Source organism: Amycolatopsis sp. NPDC023774 (genome assembly GCF_040639695.1).
In the GTDB taxonomy this organism is placed as follows: Bacteria; Actinomycetota; Actinomycetes; order Mycobacteriales; family Pseudonocardiaceae; genus Amycolatopsis.
This window is the reverse complement of record NZ_JBFAAJ010000003.1, coordinates 159,558-177,748: the sequence shown is the minus strand read 5'-3', so window position 1 is coordinate 177,748 and position 18,191 is coordinate 159,558. Positions and strand designations below refer to the sequence as shown.

General features: G+C 71.0%; 19 protein-coding genes. 8 read left to right on the top strand and 11 right to left on the bottom strand.

All coding sequences use genetic code 11. The annotated features are described in order from the left end of the window. Window positions 1-111 precede the first annotated feature (111 nt). Entirely contained in the window at window positions 112-1,083 is a 972-nt protein-coding gene (locus AB0F91_RS10330; RefSeq protein WP_360596555.1) for a quinone oxidoreductase, read from the bottom strand. A 121-nt stretch (window positions 1,084-1,204) separates the two neighbouring features. Here AB0F91_RS10330 and AB0F91_RS10325 point away from each other — a divergent pair, with 121 nt between their 5' ends. Then, complete coding sequence (locus AB0F91_RS10325; RefSeq protein ID WP_360597074.1) at window positions 1,205-1,501, top strand: hypothetical protein; 297 nt, start codon at window positions 1,205-1,207, stop codon at window positions 1,499-1,501. Continuing rightward, the gene (locus AB0F91_RS10320; RefSeq protein ID WP_360596553.1) at window positions 1,498-2,364 is read left to right on the top strand and encodes a hypothetical protein; all 867 of its coding nucleotides are present in this window, start codon (window positions 1,498-1,500) and stop codon (window positions 2,362-2,364) included. The genes AB0F91_RS10325 and AB0F91_RS10320 overlap by 4 nt, the downstream gene beginning before the upstream one ends. On the opposite strand, the gene AB0F91_RS10315 is transcribed toward AB0F91_RS10320, so the two are convergent. The 5 genes from AB0F91_RS10315 to AB0F91_RS10295 form a co-directional block, all read right to left on the bottom strand. After that, the gene (locus AB0F91_RS10315) at window positions 2,365-3,192 is read right to left on the bottom strand and encodes a carbohydrate ABC transporter permease (RefSeq protein WP_360596551.1); all 828 of its coding nucleotides are present in this window, start codon (window positions 3,190-3,192) and stop codon (window positions 2,365-2,367) included. Next, window positions 3,185-4,129, bottom strand: a complete 945-nt coding sequence (locus tag AB0F91_RS10310; RefSeq protein WP_360596549.1) for a sugar ABC transporter permease — start codon at window positions 4,127-4,129, stop codon at window positions 3,185-3,187. The genes AB0F91_RS10315 and AB0F91_RS10310 overlap by 8 nt, the downstream gene beginning before the upstream one ends. A gap of 5 nt (window positions 4,130-4,134) precedes the next feature. After that, window positions 4,135-5,439: a sugar ABC transporter substrate-binding protein gene (locus AB0F91_RS10305; RefSeq protein WP_360596547.1), complete on the bottom strand. Its 1,305-nt coding sequence runs from the start codon at window positions 5,437-5,439 to the stop codon at window positions 4,135-4,137. A gap of 37 nt (window positions 5,440-5,476) precedes the next feature. After that, entirely contained in the window at window positions 5,477-6,655 is a 1,179-nt protein-coding gene (locus AB0F91_RS10300; protein ID WP_360596546.1) for a Gfo/Idh/MocA family oxidoreductase, read from the bottom strand. Between the two features lie 143 nt (window positions 6,656-6,798). Then, window positions 6,799-7,587 carry a DeoR/GlpR family DNA-binding transcription regulator gene (locus AB0F91_RS10295; RefSeq protein ID WP_360596544.1) on the bottom strand — a complete coding sequence of 263 codons (789 nt, stop codon included), beginning with the start codon at window positions 7,585-7,587 and terminating at the stop codon, window positions 6,799-6,801. Window positions 7,588-7,753: 166 nt separating this feature from the next. Between AB0F91_RS10295 and AB0F91_RS10290 the strand changes: the two genes are divergently transcribed. The 4 genes from AB0F91_RS10290 (at window position 7,754) to AB0F91_RS10275 (ending at window position 11,618) form a co-directional block, all read left to right on the top strand. Next, complete coding sequence (locus tag AB0F91_RS10290) at window positions 7,754-8,632, top strand: sugar isomerase (RefSeq protein WP_360596543.1); 879 nt, start codon at window positions 7,754-7,756, stop codon at window positions 8,630-8,632. Then, window positions 8,632-9,477, top strand: a complete 846-nt coding sequence (locus tag AB0F91_RS10285; RefSeq protein ID WP_360596541.1) for an ROK family protein — start codon at window positions 8,632-8,634, stop codon at window positions 9,475-9,477. Before AB0F91_RS10290 ends, AB0F91_RS10285 begins: the two co-directional genes overlap by 1 nt. Before the next feature lie 411 nt (window positions 9,478-9,888). Further along, a complete protein-coding gene (locus AB0F91_RS10280) occupies window positions 9,889-10,785 on the top strand; it encodes a hexose kinase (protein ID WP_360596539.1) in 897 nt (298 codons plus the stop codon). Continuing rightward, entirely contained in the window at window positions 10,782-11,618 is an 837-nt protein-coding gene (locus tag AB0F91_RS10275; protein WP_360596538.1) for a class II fructose-bisphosphate aldolase, read from the top strand. The genes AB0F91_RS10280 and AB0F91_RS10275 overlap by 4 nt, the downstream gene beginning before the upstream one ends. Here the strand turns inward: AB0F91_RS10275 and AB0F91_RS10270 are convergent. Continuing rightward, the gene (locus AB0F91_RS10270) at window positions 11,615-12,466 is read right to left on the bottom strand and encodes an NAD(P)H-binding protein (protein ID WP_360596536.1); all 852 of its coding nucleotides are present in this window, start codon (window positions 12,464-12,466) and stop codon (window positions 11,615-11,617) included. The genes AB0F91_RS10275 and AB0F91_RS10270 overlap by 4 nt on opposite strands. Before the next feature lie 114 nt (window positions 12,467-12,580). Here AB0F91_RS10270 and AB0F91_RS10265 point away from each other — a divergent pair, with 114 nt between their 5' ends. Beyond that, window positions 12,581-13,504 (top strand): AraC family transcriptional regulator, encoded by a 924-nt coding sequence (locus AB0F91_RS10265; RefSeq protein ID WP_360596534.1) that lies wholly within the window; start codon window positions 12,581-12,583, stop codon window positions 13,502-13,504. A 30-nt stretch (window positions 13,505-13,534) separates the two neighbouring features. On the opposite strand, the gene AB0F91_RS10260 is transcribed toward AB0F91_RS10265, so the two are convergent. Beyond that, on the bottom strand, window positions 13,535-14,476 hold the full coding sequence (locus tag AB0F91_RS10260) for an RNA polymerase subunit sigma-70 (RefSeq protein WP_360596532.1): 942 nt from the start codon (window positions 14,474-14,476) through the stop codon (window positions 13,535-13,537). Window positions 14,477-14,481: 5 nt separating this feature from the next. Further along, on the bottom strand, window positions 14,482-15,042 hold the full coding sequence (locus AB0F91_RS10255) for a dihydrofolate reductase family protein (protein WP_360596531.1): 561 nt from the start codon (window positions 15,040-15,042) through the stop codon (window positions 14,482-14,484). 108 nt (window positions 15,043-15,150) lie between these two features. Between AB0F91_RS10255 and AB0F91_RS10250 the strand changes: the two genes are divergently transcribed. Next, window positions 15,151-16,095 carry an LLM class F420-dependent oxidoreductase gene (locus AB0F91_RS10250; protein ID WP_360596529.1) on the top strand — a complete coding sequence of 315 codons (945 nt, stop codon included), beginning with the start codon at window positions 15,151-15,153 and terminating at the stop codon, window positions 16,093-16,095. A gap of 31 nt (window positions 16,096-16,126) precedes the next feature. On the opposite strand, the gene AB0F91_RS10245 is transcribed toward AB0F91_RS10250, so the two are convergent. Together AB0F91_RS10245 and AB0F91_RS10240 are read right to left on the bottom strand one after the other, a co-directional pair. Next, window positions 16,127-17,071, bottom strand: a complete 945-nt coding sequence (locus AB0F91_RS10245; protein WP_360596527.1) for an acyl-CoA desaturase — start codon at window positions 17,069-17,071, stop codon at window positions 16,127-16,129. A 118-nt stretch (window positions 17,072-17,189) separates the two neighbouring features. Beyond that, window positions 17,190-18,167, bottom strand: a complete 978-nt coding sequence (locus tag AB0F91_RS10240; protein ID WP_360596526.1) for a COX15/CtaA family protein — start codon at window positions 18,165-18,167, stop codon at window positions 17,190-17,192. Window positions 18,168-18,191: the final 24 nt, after the last annotated feature.

Sequence of the window (18,191 nt, the reverse complement as noted above, 5' to 3'; positions counted from 1 at the left end):
CCCACAGCCCTCCCACCCCCCCCCCTGGGGTGTGCGTGCGGTACACCCCCCCAAACGCCGCATTGGGTGCGCTCAACGCAACCAACGCCACATTGGGGTGGTGCGTTGGCGTCACGGGACGAGGATCAGCTTCCCGGTCGTCCGGCGGCCCTGCAGGTCTTCGTGGGCCTTGCGGGCGTCGGCCAGCGGGTAGCGGCCGCCGATGCGGATGTCCAGCGAACCGTCGGTCACGGCGGCGAACAACTCGTCCGCACGCCAGTCGAGCTCCTCGCGCGTGCGGACGTAGTGGCCGGACGTCGGGCGCGTCAGGAACAGCGAGCCGCCCGAGTTGAGGCGCTGCGGGTCGATCGGCGGCACCGGGCCGCTGGCCGCGCCGAACAGCGCGAGCATGCCGCGGATCCTGAGGCTGGCCAAGCTGCCGTCGACGGTGTCCTTGCCGACGCCGTCGTAGACCACGTGCACGCCCTCGCCGTCGGTCAGCTCGCGCGTGACCTTGGCGAAGTCCTCCCGGTCGTAGCGGATCACGTGGTCGGCGCCGGCCCCGCGGGCCAGCTCGGCCTTCTCCTCGGTGGACACCGTGCCGATCACGCGCGCACCCCGCGCCTTCGCCAGCTGCACCAGCAGCAGGCCGACACCGCCTGCCGCGGCGTGGACCAGCACGTCGTCGCCCGGCTTGACCTCGTAGGTCGAGCGGACGAGGTAGTGGGCGGTGATGCCCTGCAGCATCGTGGCGGCGGCGACCTCGTCGGACACGCCGGCGGGCACCTTCACGGCGCCGGCCGCCGGCACGAGCTTGCGCGCCGCGTAGCTGCCCAGCGAGCCCTGCCAGGCCACGCGGTCACCCGGAGCGAACGCCGTCACGCCCTCGCCGACCTCGGCCACGGTGCCCGCGCCCTCCAGGCCGAGCACGAACGGCAGGTCGATCGGGTAGATGCCCTGGCGCTGGTAGGTGTCGATGTAGTTGACGCCGGCGGCGGCCACGTCCACCAGCAGCTCACCGGCACCGGGCGAGCCGACCTCGACCTCGGTGACCTCCAGCACCTCGGGACCACCGGTCCTCCTGACCTGCACAGCGGACGGCATGTTTCCTCCTCGCGACGGGTTCGGCATTCACCGGTGTCCAACTATGGCCGACGCCACGCTTGTTCCGCGTCACCGGGTGAGACCGGTTAAGCTCGCCGACGTGGCTGAGGAGACCGAGCAGATGCCCCCCGCACCGACCGGCCGGCAGCTGGCCGCCGCCCGTGACTTCGTGGCGCGGCACGGGAAACCGTCGCGCGCGGTGGTCGAGAACATCGGCCGGATCGGCGCCCGCGTGGTGCTCGTGGGAGCCGACGGCGCCCTCGGCGACGTGATCGTGCCGACCCCCGAGACAGGTACGGCGCTCGTCGAGGCGGTCGAGGACCTCGAGCCCGCCGAATGGGACAGCGAGACCGTGAAGGCGACCAGGATCGGCGCGGCCCACCGCCGCAAGATGGCCGGTCCGCGGGCCGGCTGGTGACCCGCGAAGCGATCTTCGTCGCCTGCGCCCAGATGCCCGAGGGCGACGGCGACGACACCGCCGCCGCGTCCGCTCTCGACGACCTGGGGTTCAGCGTCCGCTGGGCCGTGTGGGACGACCCGGCCGCCGACTATTCGACCGCCGACCTCGTGGTGCTGCGCGCGACCTGGGACTACCCCGAGCGTCGCGCCGAGTTCCTCGACTGGTGCGAGACCGTGCCGACGCTGGCGAACCCCGCCGCGGTCGTGCGCTGGAACACCGACAAGTCCTACCTCGTCGAGCTGATCGAGGCGGGCGTGCCCACGGTGCCGACCACGCTGGTCGAGCCGGGTGAGCAGGCGAAGTGGCCGAAGGTGCCGTTCGTGGTGAAGCCCTCGGTCGGCGCGGGTTCGCGTGGTGCCGCCCGCTTCGGCGCCGACGCCGCCGGTGCGGCCGAGCACCTGCGCGGGCTGCACGCCGACGGCCGCACCGCCGTCGTCCAGCCGTACCAGTCCAGTGTGGACGCCCAGGGCGAGATCGCGCTCGTGTACTTCGGCGGCGTTTATTCGCACGCGTTCACGAAAGGCGCGATGCTCGGGGCCGGCACCGACCCATCGGGCCTGTTTCTCACGGAGAAGCTCGCCCCGGCCGTCCCGGCGTCCGGGGTACGCGCCGTCGCGGAGGACGCCCTGGACGCCGCGTGCTCGCTGCTGGGCATCCTGCGTGCCGAACTGCTCTACGCCCGGGTGGACATCGTGCGCGGCGAGGACGGGCATCCGCTGGTGCTGGAGCTCGAGCTGGCCGAACCGTCGCTGGGCTTCCGCAACGCCGACGCGGGGGCACCCTTGAGGTTCGCGTCGGCGGCGCGGCAGCAGCTGGCCTAGTTACTTCAAGCCCGAGGACGCCAGCCCGTCGATCACCCGGCGCTGCAGCAGGATGAACAGGATCAGGATCGGCGCCATGGCCAGGAGGCTGGCGGCCATCAGCACGGGGTAGTTCACCGTCACGTCGCCGGCCAGGGTGGCCAGCGCGGCCGACAGCGGCATCTGCGTGGCGCGCGTCGACACCACGAGTGGCCACAGCAGCTCGTTCCACGACCACAGCACTGCCGAGATCGCGAGCACGCTGATGCTCGGGCGCACCACCGGCAGCAGCACGCTCCAGAACGTCCGCAACGGGCCGCTGCCGTCGATGCGCGCCGCCTCCTCCAGCTCCGCCGGGAGGTTGAGGAAGGCCGTGCGCATCAGGAAGGTGCCGTACGCGCTGAACAGCCCGGGCGCGACGATGCCCGCCAGGGTGTTGAGCCAGCCGAGGCCCTGCACGATCTGGTACTGCGAGATCAGGTACGCCTGCGAGGGCACCAGCAGGATCGACAGCACGAGCCCCAGCAGCACTGCCCGGCCACGGAAGCGCATGCGCGCGAACGCGTAGCCGGCCAGCGTGCACAGCACGATCTGGGCGAGCGTGCGGATCACCGTGATGAGCACCGAGGTCCACAGCTGCGACAGGAACGGCAGCCGCTGGAACACCGCCGCGTAGTTCTGCCACTGCAGGTGCTCCGGCCAGAACGTGGGCGTCACACTCTGGACCTCGGCGTTGGTGGACAACGACATCACGATCTGCCACAGGAACGGGAAGGCCATGATCAGCCCGCCCACCCCGAGCACGAGGTGGATCAGGGCGTTGGACTGCCGGCGTCGGGATCTAGGCATTACCGGCCCACCTCCGTTGCAAGCGGAACTGCAGGAGCGTGACGAGACCGATGAGCACGAAGATGACCATCGCGATCGCCGCGGCGAAACCCTTGTCGTTCTCGACGAAACCCGCGTTGTAGAAGTAGTAGACGAGCGACATCGTCTTCGGCAGCACCGCGTTGTGGTTGCCCAGCAACGCGTACAGCAGGTCGAAGAGCTGGAAACTCGCGATGGTGGTCACCACGACCACGAAGAACACGCTGGGCGCCAGCAGCGGCAGCGTGATCGAGCGGAACTGGCGGAAGCGGCTCGCGCCGTCGAGCTCGGCGGCTTCGTACAGCTCCGGCGGGATGTTCTTCAGGCCCGCGCCGAGCACGATCATCGAGAAGCCCAGCGAGGACCACAGACCCACCACGGACACCGCGGCGAGCGCGAAGCCCGGCGTGTTGACCCACGACGGGCCGGGGATCCCGAACAGCGACAGCGCCCAGTTGAGGATGCCGTAGTCGCCGTTGAAGATCATGCGCCACACCAGCGCCACGGCGGCGGGCATCGCCACGTACGGCAGGAAGAACAGCACCCGGTAGAACTGCGCGAACCGCAGGCCCGGGGTGTTGAGCAGGCTCGCCAGCCAGGCCGCGATCGGCACGCCGAGCAGCACGACCGCCGTGTAGATCAGGGTGTTCAGCAGCGACCGGTACAGCTGCGGGTCGGTGAACAGCCGGCCGTAGTTGTCCAGCCCGGACCACTTGAAGCCGCCGAACACGCCCCAGGTGGTGAACGAGTAGAACGCCGTCTGCAGGATCGGCCAGATGTAGAAGACGAGCACCCCGGCCAGCAGCGGCAGCACGAACGCCCAGGGCCACAGCCCGTCCCCGCGCCGGACGCCGCGCCGCTTCCGCCGGGTGGCGGGAGCGGCGGGCGCCGGAGCGGACTCGGAGACGTCGGCGGACACGGCACTCATTCCTTGGCCAGGTCCGCGTTCATCTGCGACGCCAGGTCCTTCAGTGCGGCGTCGACGGGTTTGGTGCCGTCGAACGCGTCGGGCAGCAGGTTGGTCTCTAGGGTGTTCCACACGGCGGTGTTCTTCGAGACCGGCAGCGGCTTCGCGTAGGAGACCTCGTCGAGGAACAGCTGCAGGTCCACGCCCGGCATGGACTTCGCGAACGCGTCCTGCGTGCCGTTGTAGGCGGGGATCACCGCGCCGAGGTCACCCTGCTGCTGCTGGGCTTCCTTGCTCGCGAGGAACACCTGCAGCGCTTGCGCGGCCTGCTTGTTCGGGCTGCTGGCGGCGACCACATTGGACAGCCCGTGAATCACGGTCGCCTGCTGGTCCCCCTTGGGCACGGGCAGCACGGCGATGTCTTTGGCGACGGGCGCGGCGGCCACCTCGCTGCGGGCCCAGCTGCCGCCCTGGTACATCGCCGACTTGCCGGAGACGAACCACTGGTCGCCGGTGGTGTCGGTGAGCTGCTTGATCGTGGGCATGGCCTTCGACTTCACGAGGTCGGTCCAGAACTGGACGCCCTTCGCGGTGGCGGGGCTGTCGTACGCCGACTTTTTGCCGTCGGACGAGATCACCGAGCCGCCGGCCTGGAAGATCGTGTTGTAGTACGTGCTTTGGCCGCTGTCCATGCCGGCGGTGACGCCGTAGACGCCCTTGCTCGCGAGCTTCTGGGAGATCTGCGTGGCGGTGGACTGGAAGTCGGCCCACGTCCAGTCCTTGCTCGGGATCGGCACGCCGGCCTGGGCGAACAGCGCCTTGTTGAGCCAGACGCCGATGGTGTCGAAGTCCTTCGGCACGCCGTACTGCACACCGTCCAATGTGTACAGCTGATCCAGTGACTGCGGGTAGTTCTTCGGGTCGACCGCGCCGGCCTTGACCTCGCCGGTGATGGGCTCGATCTTGCCGTTGCTCGCGTAGAGCTGGAAGTTGGGGCCGTTCATCCAGAACAGGTCGGGCAGGCTGTCGCTGGAGGCCTCGGTCTGCAGCTTGGTGAAGTAGTTGGCGAAGGGGGTGACGTCCACGTTCACCTTGACGTTCGGGTACTTCTTGTTGAACTCCGCGAGGTTGGCGTTGATCGCCTTGACCTGGGTCTGGTCCCAGACCGCGTAGGTCAGGTTCGCGGAGATGTTGGCGTCGGGCGGGCTGTACGGGGTGTCCGATGTGGATGCGCTCGGGCTGGACGAGCACGCGGCGAGCGTGGCGGCGGCGGCCACCGTGCCGGCCACCGCGGCCAGGGCTCGGCGGGGGAATGAAGCCATCGGGGTTCCTTTCAGCGGGCGGGGGAGGAACGGGAGATCAGCGGGTAACGGCGGGGAAGTGGGCGCGCACGGCGGCGGGCAGCTCGGGCACGTCGAGGGGGACCGACCCGGTGCGCAGCGACTGGGTGGCCAGCGCACCAGCGGCCACGGCCTCGCGGGCGGCGACCGGGGAGAGCGTCGGGGTCTCGCCGTCGATCACGTAGCGCAGGAACTCGGTCATCGTGAGCAGGTCGGCGTCGGCGTGGCCTTCCTCGACACCCGAGATCGGGTACTCGCGGTCGCCGTCGGCCGACCAGCCGCGGCGATGGTTCCACACCTTCACCACGCCGCCGCCGGTGTCGCCGAAGTTTTCCGCGCGGCCCTCGGTGCCGATCACGGTGTAGTTGCGCCAGTAGTCCGGGGTGAAGTGGCACTGCTCGTAGCTGGCGAGCACGCCGTTGTCGAGGGTCATCAGCACCATGGAGACGTCCTCGACGTCGACCACGTCGTTGAGGCCGGTCTGCGTGGCCGGGGGCCAGTTGTCGAAGGAGAACCAGTCCTGCATCAGCTCGTTCTCGTGGCCGCCGCGGTCGGAGATGCCGCCGTAGACCGCGAGCTGCCCCATGCCGACCACGCGGCGGGTGTAGCCGCCGGCAAGCATGTGGATCACGTCGAGGTCGTGGCTGGCCTTCTGCAGCAGCAGGGAGTTGACCTTGCTGCGGTCGGCGTGCCAGTCCTTGAAGTAGTAGTCGCCGCCGTTGCCGACGAAATGGCGGCACCACACGGTTTTGACCTCGCCGATCTCGCCGCGGGCCACGACCTCGCGCAACGCGCGGGCCACGCCGGAGTGCCGGAAGTTGTGTCCGATGTAGAGCGGCGTGTTCGACTCCTGTGCGGCGCCCAGCACTGCGTCGGCGTCTTCGAGCGTGATCGCGAGCGGCTTCTCGATGTAGACGGCGATGCCCGCGCGCAGCAGGTCGACGGCGATCTCGGCGTGGGTCCAGTCCGGTGCGGTCACGATCGCCGCGTCGACGAGCTTGGCCTCGATCAGATCCGTGTGCCGCTCGACGACGTCGATCTCGCCGAACAGCTCACGGGCCCGGGTGCGGCCGGCCTCGGTCGGGTCGGCCGCGGCCACCACTGTCGCGGCCAGCCCGGACTCGGCGATGTGCCGGGCGATGACGGCCCGCTGACCGACTCCCACCACACCCACGCGGACAGCTTCGCCGTTTCCCACCTGGTCACCTCACCTCTGCGTGATATTGATCTGCATGATGGCAAACCAATCACTAATGCACAACACGCGATGACAAGTCTGCTCAGACGCGTGCGCGAACCGTTACGCGGGGCGCGGCCGGCCCGGGATCGGCTCGGGGCCGGTCAGCCCGCGACCACGAGCTCGACCGACGCGGCCGCCAGCTCGGCGGCGAACGAAGCCGGCACTTCGGCGTCCGTGACCAGCACGTCGATCTCCGCGAGGCGGCAGATGCGGGCGAAGGTGGACTTCATCAGCTTCGTGGCGTCGGCGACCACGATCACGCGCCGCGCGACCTGGCTGAAATGCCGGCTGACCTCGGCTTCTCCCTCGTGCAGGGTGGTCGCGCCGTACTGCGCGCTCAGCCCGTCGACGCCGAGGATCACGGTGTCGAGGGCGAACGCCGCGAGCGCGTTGGACACGAGTGAGCCGACCAGTTCGTAGGACTGGCGCCGGGCCACGCCGCCGGTGACCACGATCTTCACGTGCGCGCGCACCGACAGCTCGTAACCGATGTTCAGGGCGTTGGTGACGATGGTCAGGCCGGTTTCGCCGTCGGCGCGGATGAAGCGCTCGCTCTTGCCGAGCGCCCGGGCGACCTCGGTGGTCGTGGTGCCGCCGTTGATCCCCACCGTCTCGCCGGGCCGGACCAGCTCGGCGGCGGTGCGGGCGATCGCGGTCTTGGCCTCGGCCTGGCGTGCGATCTTGTACTGGAGCGGCAGCTCGTAGCCGGCGCCGAGGGCAGCCGCGCCGCCGTGGGTGCGGGTGATCAGGCGCTGGTCGGCGAGGATCGAGAGGTCGCGGCGGGCGGTGGCGGGGGAGATGCCGAGCGTTTCGCCGATCTCCGTGATCGTCACGTTCCCTCGTTCGCTCACCAGCTCGAGCAGGGCGTTGAGGCGTTGCTGGGGTGTCATCGGGCGGCTCGCGTTCGAGGTCGAGGGGTAGGACCGACTCATCCTAGAGGTCATCTCCGCTGAGCCGGATGATTGAAGATGACGTATATCGCTCACTCCAATCAAGAATGATCGTCTATGCTCACGTCTGCGATCACGTCGATCGCCCTCGGATCGAAAGGTCTCCATGTCCGACTCCTTCGTGTCCCGTGAGCTGGCGTCCCAACCGCAGATGTGGCGCACGGCGGCCGAGCTGTTCCCCTCCGTCGCGAGCGCGCTGCCGCAGCCGGGGGAACGCGTCGCCGTCGTCGGGTGCGGCACCAGCTGGTTCATCGCCATGAGCTACGCCGTCGCGCGCGAGCAGCGCGGGCACGGCCTGACCGACGCGTTCGCCGGGTCCGAGTACCCGCGCGAGCGCGAGTACGACCGCGTCGTCGCGATCTCGCGCTCCGGCACCACGACCGAGATCGTCGACCTGCTCGGCGCACTCGACTCGCAGCGCACGGTGCTGATCACGGCCGTCGGCGACGCGCCGGCCGCCGCGGTGGCCGACGAGGTCGTCGAACTTCCGTTCGCCGACGAGGAATCCGTGGTGCAGACGCGGTTCGCGACGACCACGCTCGCGCTGCTGCGTGCGGGGCTCGGCGACGACGTCGCAGCGCTGGCGGCGCAGGCCGAGCAGGCGCTGCAGGTGCCCATCACCGAGCTGCTGGAAGCCGAGCAGGTGAGCTTCATCGGCCGCGACGCCGCCGTGGGCCTCACTTTCGAAGCCGCGTTGAAGACGCGCGAGGCCGCGCAGTTCTGGGCGGAGTCGTACCCCGCCATGGACTACCGCCACGGCCCGATCGCGATCGCGCAGCCCGGCCGGCTCGTGTGGTCGCTCGGCGAGACGCCCGAGGGACTGGCCGACGACATCGCCCGCACGGGCGCGACGTTCGTCCACCACGACCTCGACCCGATGGCGGCTTTGGTCGTGGTGCAACGGTTCGCTGTCGCGTTGGCCGTGCGCCGCGGGCTCGACCCCGACCACCCGCGCTCGCTCACGCGCTCGGTCATCCTCACCTGATGGCGGTGCTCGGTGTCGACGTCGGCGGCACCACGGTCAAGGCGCGCGTCACCGGCGACGACGGCGCGGTGCTCGCGCGGTGGCGCGAACCCACGCCGACGGGTGACCCGCAGGCGCTGGCGGGGCTCGTGCGCCGCGCCACGGAGTGGTACCCGGTCGACGCGGTAGGCCTCGTCGTGCCCGGCATCGTCGACGAGCGCGCCGGGCTGTGCGTTCAGGCCGTGAACCTCGGTTGGCGCGACGTTCCGGTGCGGGAGCTCGTATCCGCTTCGGTGGACGTGCCCTTGGCGTTCGGGCAGGACGTGCGGGCCGGCGCGCTCGCCGAGGTCCGCACGGGCGCCGCGGCCGGGTCGTCGGAGCCGGTCCTGTTCGCGGCTGTCGGCACCGGCCTGGCCGGCGCCCTCGTGGTCGACGGCCGGGTCCTCGACAGCCCGTGGGCCGGCGAAATCGGCCAGGTGCTCTTGGCCGGCGGCGGCCGGGTGGAGGAGGTCGCCTCGGCCTCCGCCCTCGCGCGCCGCGCCGGCGCGCCCGACGCCTTCACCGTCGCCGAACGCGTCCGCGGTGGCGACGGTGCCGCCGTGGCCGCATGGCGGGAGTGCGTCCGCGTGCTCGCCGAGTCCATCGCCTGGACCACGGCCGCCGTGGGCTGCGCCACCGTCGTGGTCGGCGGCGGGCTGGCCGAGGCGGGCGCCCTGCTGCTCGACCCGCTCACCCACGAGGTCGCCACCCGCCTCGGCATCCTCCGCGCGCCCTCTCTCGTCCGCGCCCACCACGGCGACGCGGCGGCCGTGATCGGTGCGACGTTGCTGGCGCAGGACTTGCTGGCCTCGGGAGTGGCGCGATGATCGGCGTTGTCGCGCCCGATCGGGCGGCGGACGGCACCGACCGCGTGCGCCGCGAGCCGGCGATCGTGCGAGCGCACCAAGGCAGCGCGGCGGGGCGTGCCGGCGCGGGGCCCCCTCGCTGCGGGCGCGCTCCGGCGGCCGAAGGCACCGCCCGCGCGGTGTGGAACCTGCCCGGCGAGGTGAACCGCGGGCACCGCGGTGATGCGGCAGCGGTCGGCAGCAAGCCGTCGCCAGTGCGGAACTTGCCCGGCGCGGGAGTGGCGCGATGATCCGGGCTGTTGCGCTTGATCCGGCGTCCGAAGCCGACCACCGCGGTGTGCCCGGGCAGCCGGACCACGCCTGGTGCGGCGTGGCGGCCGGGAGCGGCGCGATGTTGCCGGCGCAAGACCTGCCGGCTACGGGAGCGGCCCGATGATCGTCGTGGTCACGCCGAATCCGGCGGTGGACGTGACCTACCGCGTGGCGCGGCACGAGCCCGGCGAGACGAACCGGGTGCTGGAGGTTCAGCGCAGGCCCGGGGGCAAGGGGCTGAACGTCGCGCGGGTGCTGGCCGGGCTGGGGGTCGAGGTGCTGGCCCTGCTGCCGCTCGGCGGTGAGGCCGGGCGGTGGGTCGCGGGCGAACTGACTGTGCCGCATGAAATCTCGCCGTTCGCGGGGGAGACGCGCACGACGGTGACCGTCGTGGGCCAGGGGCATCCGACGGTCTACACCGAGCCCGGGCCGGAGACGAGCGAAGCCGAGTGGACCGCGTTCGGGGAGGTGCTCGGACGGCGGCTGGCGGGCGCGGACCTGATTGTCGTCTCCGGGTCGTTGCCGCGTGGGGCGCGGGCGGAATTGCTCGGGGACTGGGTGCGGGCGGCGCACGAAGCCGGTGTCCGGGTGCTCGCCGACGTTTCCGGGCCCGCACTCCTGGCCGCGGCGAACGCCGGGGCCGAGGTGGTGAAGCCGAACCTCGCGGAGCTGCTCGCCGCGACGTCCACTGTGGACGAGACCGCCGGCGCCGCCGAGCTGAAGCGGCGAGGCGCCGGGCTTGTGGTCGTTTCGCGTGGCGCCGAAGGGATTGCCGCGCACGCACCGGACGAGGTCATCGAAGTCCCCGCCGTCCCCGGCGTCACCGGAAATCCGACTGGAGCCGGCGACGCCGCGACTGCCGGCCTGGCACAAGCGCTCGTCGAGGGCGTTGCCCTCGCGCCAGCCCTTCGCCGCGCCGCCGCGCTCGGGGCGGCGGCCGTGCTGCGCCCGGTGGCGGGCGAGGTCGACCTCGATGCCTACCGACGTTTTCTCGAACCGAACGGAGAACCCGCATGATCACCCGCCCGGCTCTCGCCCGGATCCTCGCGTCGGCGCGTGAGCGCAACGCCGCGGTCGGCGCGTTCAACGTGATCCTGCTCGAACACGCCGAAGCCATCGCGAGCGGCGCCGAGCAGGCCGGCGCCCCGGTCGTCCTGCAGATCAGCGAGAACTGCGTGCGCTACCACCGCGGGCTGGCGCCGATCGCGCTCGCGTCGCTGGAGATCGCCAAGCGGGCGAAGGTCGAGGTGCTCGTGCACCTGGACCACATCGAGGACCAGGACCTGGTGCGCGAAGGCGTCGACCTCGGTGTGGACAGCGTCATGTACGACGGGTCCCGCCTGTCCTACGACGAGAACGTGCGCACCACCCGCGAGATCGCCGACCTGTGCCACGCGGCGGGCATCGCCGTGGAAGCGGAGCTCGGTGAGGTCGGCGGCAAGGACGGCGTCCACGCTCCCGGCGCCCGCACCGACCCGGCCGAGGCCGCCGCGTTCGTGAAGGCCACGGGCGTCGACGCGCTGGCGGTGGCCGTCGGCACGTCGCACGCCATGGTGTCGCGCACGGCCAGCGTCGATCGCGCGCTCGTCTCGCGGCTGCGCGACGCGGTGGGGGTGCCGCTGGTGCTGCACGGCTCGTCCGGCCTGTCCGACGACGAGCTGCGCGGCGCCGTCGAGAGCGGGATGACGAAGATCAACATCTCGACGCACCTCAACGGCCTGTTCACCCGCTCGCTCAAGGCGTTCCTCGACGAGCGGCCGGACGTCGTCGACCCGCGCAAGTACGTGCGGCTCGGGCGCGCGGCCGTCGAAGAGGAGACCGCGCGCCTGCTGCGCCTGCTCGCGGCTTAGGCCGGTGCGAAGTTCTCCTGGGCGTAGTCGGCGAGGGTGCGGGGCGCGTGGCCGGTCAGCTGTTCGACGTGGTCGGTCACGCCGGCGGAAACGTCCGCGCGGACGAGGACGAACAGGTGCATCATGTGGTCGATCCAGGCGTCCGGCCGGCCTGAGCGGGCAAAGTGGGCGCGGTGCTGCTCCAGGTCGGCGTCGACGTGCCGGACGGGACGCCCCGACGCTTTCGCGAGCGCCTCGGCGACCTCGGCGAAGGTCAGCGACTCCGGGCCGGTGAGGTCGTAGGCCCGGCCGTGGTGGCCGTCGCTCATCAGGACCGCGACGGCCGCGTCGGCCACGTCCCTGGCGTCGACGAAACTCACGAGGTGGCCGCCGCTGCCTGCGTACAGTTCGTCATCCTCACGGATCGCCCTCGCGTAGACGGCCTCGTCTTCGTCGAAGTTCTGCATCAGCCAGTTGGGGCGCAGAATGGTCCAGTCGCGGCCCGATTCCCGTACCGCCTGCTCGACCCGTGCGCGGTTGCCCGCGGCGGGACCTTTGTCGACGCCGTAGGCCGACATGAGTACCACGTGCTGCGCTCGCGTCGCGGTGGCGATCAGGTTCGAGATCATGCTCGCCGCGTCGTCGCGTACGTCGAGACCCTTGAGGAACAAGGCGTCCGCGTCGGCGACCGAAGTGTCCCAAGTGGACCTGTCCGACCAGACGAAAAGGGTGGGCGTGCCGTGGCCCGGTGCTGCGCTCGGGTGGCGGCCGGCTGCGCGCACATCGAGCCCGGCAGCGGTGAGCGCCTGCGCCACGCGCTTGCCCGCCTTGCCCGTGGCGCCTTCCACCCACACTGTCTTCGCGGTCATCTCCGGCTCCTTTCAGCCTGTCTCCGATAAAACGTAGGGCCTCGTAGGCGAGACAGGTAATGGCCGAAACGCGCAAACCTTTGTCTGATCGTCGCGACGCGGTAGAGTTTCGGTGTGGACGTGCTTGCGGACATCCTGACCGCGATGCGGGTGGGCCACCCGGTCGCCGCGCTGACCGAGGTGCACTCACCGTGGGGGCTGCGCTTCGACCACGTCGTGGGTGCCGCGTTCCACGTAGTGCTCGAGGGCACCTGCCGGCTGACTCCGCTCTCCGACGGCGATTTCGCCCCCGTGGAACTGGGCCCCGGCGACGCGGTGCTGCTCGGCCGCGGCGCCGAGCACGCGATGGGCTCCGCTCCGGACACGCCCCTCACGGCTTTCACGCCGGTCCGCGCCGCCGCGGGAGCCCCCTTCGGACGGTTTGAGCTACCCGGACCCGGTGCCCGGGCGACGATCGTGTGCGGCGCCTACAAGCTCGTGCGCAGCCGGCCGCACCCGCTGCTGCGGGACCTGCCCGAAGTCGTGCACCTTTCCACGCTGCGGGGCAGGAATCCGGGGTTGCGCGCGATGGTGGAGCTCCTGGACACGGAGTTGCGCGACGCTCCGCCGGGTGCCGCCGTCGTCGCGCCGTCGCTGGTGGACGCGTTGCTGGTGTACCTGCTGCGAGCGTGGCTGCACGAATCCGCCGCCACGACCAGCTGGTCGGCGGCTTTGACCGATCCGCCCACCGCCCGGGTGCTCGCGGCCGTGCACGCCGAGCCGGCTCACGCGTGGACGGTCGGGCAGCTCGCCGACGTCGCCGGCCTGTCTCGGGCGGCGTTCGCCCGCCGGTTCACCGAGGTGGTCGGCGAACCGCCGCTGACCTACCTCACGCGGTGGCGGATGGCCACCGCGGCCCGGTTGCTCCGCAGCACCGACAAGACCCTCGCGCAGGTCGCCTCAGCGGTCGGATACGGCTCCGCGTTCGCCTTCGCCAAGGCGTTCCGGCGGGAGTACGCGACCACCCCCGGCGGATACCGGACCGGCGCGGTTCAGTGATCACGTGCCGGCCGCGTACCGCCACTGCCGTCACGGGACCTGCGTGGGGTCCTCGGGGAAGCCCGCGGCGCCGACCAGAGCCGGGTCGAGGAACGTGGTGATCGACACCAGATGCGTGGCGTCGGTGGTCAGCAACGCCAGCCCGAACGGCCGGAAGGGCGCGGCGGTGTGGTCGCGGTGGTAGGCCGCCGCGGCCGGCTGTCCGTTGGCGACGGTCGGGAACATCCGGTACAGATCAGGCTCGGTGAGCACGTGCTCCGCGAGGAACGGCACGCACAGCCGTTTCCCGGACAGCGAAAGACCCGACGGGACGACCTCGAGGGTCGCATCGTCGCGCAGCAGCCGCGTCAGCGCCGCGATGTCGGCGGTTTCGAAGGCCGTGATGTAGGAGTCCAGGACGCGTCGCGCCTCGACCGAGTCCGGCTCGACAAGGGCCTCCGGCGTCGGCGCCAGTTCGTCGAGCCGAGCGCGGGCGCGCTGCAGCGCGCTCTTGACGGCGGGCACGCTCGTGCCGAGGACCTCGGCGATCTCCGACGCAGGCATCGCCAGCACTTCCCTCAGCATGAACGCGGCACGCTGGCGCGGAGGCAGGTACTGCAGACCCGCCACCAGCGCCAGCCGCAGCGTCGACCGTTGTTCGGCGATGTGGGCGGGGTCCGCGGGCAACGGATCGAGCCACAGGACGTCGGCCGCCGCCACCGGAACGTCGGGATCCTCGCCGGGGACCCCGAGGCCGGCCGGCAGCACCCGGCGCCCCTTGCCCCGCAACGCCGTCAGGCACACGTTCATGGCGATCCGATACAGCCAGGTCCGGACCGCGGAACGGCCCTCGAACGCGTCGCGGCTGCGCCAGGCCCGCAGGCAGGTCTCCTGCACGAGGTCTTCGGCTTCGTGCACCGAGCCCGTCATCCGGTAGCACAGTGCCACCAGCTCCGGCCGGAAACTCTCCAGTTCGTCCCACGTGTCCGACAAGTCCGTCAGCCCCGCGCCGGTCGGTAGCGCAACGACACCAGGCCCGGATCGGCTCCGGGCTCCGCGCTGACGAGCTCCCACGTGCTGCCCGTCCCGCCGGGGCGGGAGAAGGTGTCGCCGTCGGGGACGATGACGGGCACGACGGTCAGGGCCAGCTCGTCGACCAGCCCGGCCGCGGTCAGCGTCTGCCCGAACCGGCCGTGACCGTAGACGATCAAGTCCCCACCTGCTTCCCGCTTCAGCGCGGCGACGGCATCGACGACATCGTCGCCGATCACCACGGTGTTCGTCCATGCCGGTTGCCGCAGGGAGGAGGAGAACACGTATTTGCGCATGGCGTTGAGGTGCGCGGCGTACTCGCCCGGCGTCGCGGGCCATTGCCGGGAGAAGATGTCGTAGGTCCGCTTGCCCATCAGCATGGCCTCGTGGTCACGCAGCGCGGCCAGTGCCGCGGCCGCGCTGCCCGGGCCGAAATAGGGCCCTGCCCACTTGAGCGGCTCGCTGATCACGCCGTTGAGCGACACGAGGGTGCTGAGCACCAGCCGCCGCGGGGTTTGCCTCGTCATGGGGAGTTGGACCCGGCCCGGGCCGAAAAGGAATCGGTCCGGCGGGCGTCGTCCAGGACGGCCACCGAGCGGCGATTCCTTCACGGGGCGTCGGCGGTCCAAGAGACCATGAAAATCAGCTACTACCTGCCCACCGGGACGACCCACGAGTTCGCCGGTCACACGAACCCGGTCGCCGCCTTCGACAAGGTTCTCGAGCTGGCCCAGGTCGCCGACGCATCCGGCTTCGCGACCATCTGGGCCCCGGACCATTTCATCCCGTTCGGCCCTTCGGGTTCGTACGTGTTCGAAGCGTGGACCACGCTGGCGGCGCTGGCGCGCGAGACCGGCACCGCCCGGCTCGGTCAGCTCGTCACCGGCAACGGCTACCGCAATCCTGCTCTCCTGGCGAAGATGGCCTCGAACCTCGACGTCGTCTCCGGCGGACGGCTGACCTTCGGCATCGGAGCCGGCTGGTACGAAGACGAGTACCGGGCGTTCGGCTACGACTTCCCCGGCGCGGGAGAACGCCTCCGGCGGCTGGAAGAGGCGCTGCAGATCATCAAGGAACTGTGGACCGGGAAGCCCGTGACCTTCGCCGGCCGGTACTTCACCACCGACGCCGCGGTGAACTCGCCGACGGGTGTCCAGCTCCCGCACCCGCCCGTGATGATCGCCGGGGGCGGGGAGAAAGTGACGCTCCGCCTGGTCGCGCTGTACGGCGATCTCTGCAACGTGCAGGAACCACCCGAGGAGGTACGCCGCAAGTACGGGATCCTCGCTCGCCACTGCGAGACGGCGGGACGCGACTTCTCGGCGATCACCAAGACATCGACGACGTACTGCATCATCGCCGACACCGACGAGGAAGCCCGCGCCGCCGTACCGCCGTGGGCGCCGCTGGTGTTCCCCGGCGACCTGGCCGAGTACGGGCTCGTCGGCACCGTCGACACGATCCGCGAGCGGCTCGACGGCTACCGGGACGCCGGGGTCGACGAGCTGATCGTCGGCTTCGGGAACGCGCTCGACGCCGACACGCTGCGCACCTTCGCGGACGCGTTCATCGCGAGCTGAGCCCCGGTGTACCTCGCCGCCGGCGCCGCTCTCAGTGCTGAGCCGGTTCAGGCTGCTTTCGCTTGGCGGCGAGGCGATCGGCTCGGGGCCACCGCACGTCGGTGGCCCAGCCGAATCGTTCGAACAGCCAGATCACGCGCGCCGACACGTCGACCTGGCCGCGCAGCACGCCGTGGCGGGCGCAGGTCGGGTCTGCGTGGTGGGAGTTGTGCCACGACTCGCCCATGGACAGGATCGCGAGCGGCCAGAAGTTGGCGGCCTTGTCGCGGCTGGCGAAGGGGCGTTCGCCGATCAGGTGGCACACGGAGTTCACCGACCAGGTCACGTGGTGCAGCAACGCAATGCGCACCAGACCGGCCCAGAAGAACGCCGTGAGGGCGCCCCACCACGACCACGTGATCAGCCCGCCCAGCGCGGCCGGCAGGGCGACGCTGAGCGCGATCCACAGCGCGAAGAAGCGGTTCACCAGGCGCAGGTCGCGGTCGCCGACGAGGTCCGGGGCGAAGCGGTCGGCGTTGGTCACCTCGCGCTTGAACATCCAGCCCATGTGCGCGTGCCAGAACCCGCGCAGCAGCGCCGCCGGCGAGGTGCCGAACAGCCACGGCGAGTGCGGGTCGCCCTCGCGGTCGGCGAACGCGTGGTGGCGGCGGTGGCTCGCGACCCAGAAGATCACCGAGCCCTGCACCGCCATGCTCCCCGACACGGCCAGCGCGATCCGCAGCGCGCGCGGCGCCTTGAACGCGCCGTGCGTGAAGTAGCGGTGGTACCCGACGGTCACCCCGAGCGTGCCGAACGTGTAGAAGACCACGAACAGCGCCGCGTCGACCCAGCTGAGGCCCCAGCCCCACAGCAGCGGAACGGCGGCGACCAGCGCCACGAACGGCACCAGCAGGAAAGTCTTGAGCACGACCATCTCCGCCGGCCTCCGGCGTCCGGAGATCAACGGCTTCACGGTGCTCGACGGGACGGACGTCATGAGCGTCACCTCGCGGCGCTTCGGATGGCGGTTCCGAGCCGAAGGGTAGGTGCCCCTTCTGTCCGCTGCGCCGACGGCGAGCCGACGGAGAGTTACGAAGGTGTGGCCGTCCGGGGCGTCAGCCCGCCGGCGTGAGTTCGCGGTCCGCCGGAGGCGCCGGTTCCAGCGACACCACCGGGCCGCGGTCGCGGGTGCCGGTCCACAGTGTGGCGGTGACGACGATGACCAGGGCCGAGCCGAGCACGTGGAACGACACCATCGCCTCGGGCACGCCGAGCGCGTACTGCACCGTCCCCAGCACGCCCTGCGCGAGCGCCACCGCCCAGACCCACGCGTAGCGCTGCCACACGCTCTTCGGCGCGCCCACACGCAGCAGTTGCAGGCCGAACACCGCGAGGACCACGAGGTAGACGATCAGGAGTCCGCTGTGGACCTGGGCGAGCTTCTCGATGGGGGCGTCGAGGCGGTGGGTGTGGATGTCGCCGCCGTGGGGGCCGGCGCCGGTGACGGTCGTGCCGGCGATGAGGACGGCCCACATGAGCACCGTCAGCAGCACCAGCACCTTGCGGCCCAGTGGCGGCACGATCGGGCGCGCCGGTTCGTCGCCTTCGCGGAACGCGCGCAGCAGCAGCACGGCCAGCCAGATCAACGGCGTGGACGCGAGGAAGTGGATCGCGACCGTCCACCATTCCAGCTTCGCCAGCACGGTGATGCCCCCGAGCACGGCCTGCAGCACGACGCCGCCCGGCATCGTCCACGCCAGCACCAGCAGGCGTTTGCGGCTCGGGTGGTCGATGAGGATGCGCCACGCCGTGAGCACCGCCAAGGCCGCCACGACGATGACCGCGCCCGTCAACATGCGGTTCGAGAACTCGATCCACTGGTTGACTGCGTGGATTCCGGGGTGCTGCACCGGCACGAGACTGCCGGGCACGCACTGCGGCCACGTCGGGCAGCCGAGGCCCGAACCCGTCACCCGCACCACGGACCCCGTGACGCCGATGCCGCCCTGCGCCACCACGGCGGCGATCCCGACGGCCCGCTGGACCGCGGCGGAGGGATAGGGCAGGCGGGCGATCAAACTGCGAAGAGGCACAGGGGAATCGTACTCGCGCGCAAT